Raw genomic sequence first — 1,943 nt, 5'->3', positions numbered from 1 at the left:
CGGACGCTTACGTTGTTAACTAAAAAGTTATATTTTCTATATAGAGTCGTTTAAGAATATATCGTAAAAAATATTAAGAAAAATAAATTTTACGATATATTATATCTATGAAATTTTTAAATTAATCTTTAAATACAATAGTTTAAATAAAGTTGTATAAATTTTTAAAGTATTGATAGTGAGTAGTTATGAGTCTTTTTTATGAAAACTTTAGAGATTTTGAAGATGCTGGTAAAGCCATTTTAGAGTATTTACATAATCACTTAGTTTTTAATTTATGGATGATTACTTGTACAGAAGGTAATGATTGGATAGTTCTTCAAGCTAAAGACAGTGGATATGGAGTAAAAGCAGGACAAGTTTTTAATTGGGCTGATTCATATTGTTCTAAGATGGTACTAGGCAAAGGGCCACGTATAGCACATGATTCAAAAAAAATTCCATTATATGAAGAGGCTGGAATTAATAAGGTAGTGGATATAAATGCATATATAGGTCAACCTTTATTGAATGAAGATGGCTCTGTTTTCGGTACATTATGTGCTATTGATCCATCAGTACAGCCTAAAAGTATAGAACAATATAGTGATTTATTAGAATTATTTAGTTTATTACTCAGTCGAATTTTACAGAACGAAATTAAAATAAATGAACAAAAAAGAATTAGCGAAAAACTTGAAATGGAGTCGCTAACAGATCACTTAACAGGAGCTTTCAATCGTCGTGCTTGGGATAAATTTTTAGATTTAGAAGAAAGTCGGTGTAAAATTTACGGACACTCAACAACAATTATTGTCATAGATTTAAATGATTTAAAATATATAAATGATAAATTTGGTCATTTAAAAGGTGATCAGATGATTCAAGAAACAGTCCAAATTATCAAAAGAACTGTGCGCTCTAATGATTTAGTTGCACGTTTAGGAGGAGATGAGTTTGGTATTTTAAATATTGAAACTAACTTAGAAAATACTCAAAAACTAGCAAATCGAATTTCAGAATCCTTAAAACAGGCTGGAATTAATGCTGCTATTGGTGTTGCAGCACGTCAACCAGGGACGGATTTACAACAAACAGTAGTTGAAGCAGATAAGCAAATGTATAGACATAAACGTCAAATCAAAGATATGTCTCAATAAGGTAATAAAATTAAGTTTTCCTACAATTAACATAATGGGCGTTATCCGAAATCGTCTTTTATAAGTTAAATAAAATCATGTACTTAGCTATTTTACATAACCCGAAACTACCGCAAAAATCCGCTTTGTTTCCAAAGCGGATTTTTTTTGAGCAAGTTTGATACTTCTTGCCAATAAAATTGGTTAAATAATGATCAAAAATAGCAATTCCATAGAGTTTTTAAGCCTTTTTTACCCAAAAGAATCCACAATTTATGCGGATAACCATTGGGATAAATTTTGATTATTTTTTGTACGTTTTGGCTTACAGCGTTTTACGAAATTGTCTGTATCTATCCCCCGATGAAGTCCTTATGATCAATCTATATGAACAGGATGTTCAATGACTTAAAACAACAATAATAACAATAATAATCAGTCAGGCACCATGACCATCAGGTAGTCAGCCCTACCTAGGCGCTCCACACCGAAAAATCCCGACATGATGTCGGGATTTTTTATTGTTAAAATTTAAATTAAATAAATTTTGTTATTTGAAATAAAGGGGATTGAGTATGAATGACTCTGATGATCGTAATCATAAGGTAATTCTTGAGTATCTACAGAAAGTACTAGAAAGAGAGCGAGATCGATTTTATAAATTAGATGACAAAGTATCTAAGTTATTTACGACAGTATCTACTGTGATTACAGGATTTCTAATTATAGTTAATATCCTTTTAGATCATAATAAAATTAGTATTTTTTGTTCTTCCGAGATTACTATTCTAAGTTTATTGTCACTTACAACATTCTGCTTCTTGT

Annotated in this window: 1 protein-coding gene and 1 pseudogene; both read left to right on the top strand. The window is 30.0% G+C overall.

The window, feature by feature from the left end; translation table 11 throughout:
- Positions 1-188 precede the first annotated feature (188 nt).
- Entirely contained in the window at positions 189-1,139 is a 951-nt protein-coding gene (locus J582_RS24890; protein ID WP_006582641.1) for a GGDEF domain-containing protein, read from the top strand.
- A gap of 554 nt (positions 1,140-1,693) precedes the next feature.
- Positions 1,694-1,943, top strand: a pseudogene (locus J582_RS27165) (hypothetical protein); the annotation flags it as partial.

It is taken from the genome of Acinetobacter sp. 1566109 (assembly GCF_000582255.1).
Taxonomy (GTDB): Bacteria; Pseudomonadota; Gammaproteobacteria; order Pseudomonadales; family Moraxellaceae; genus Acinetobacter; species Acinetobacter nosocomialis.
Note: the sequence above shows the minus strand (reverse complement) of the source record. Positions and strands in the feature narration are given on the sequence as shown.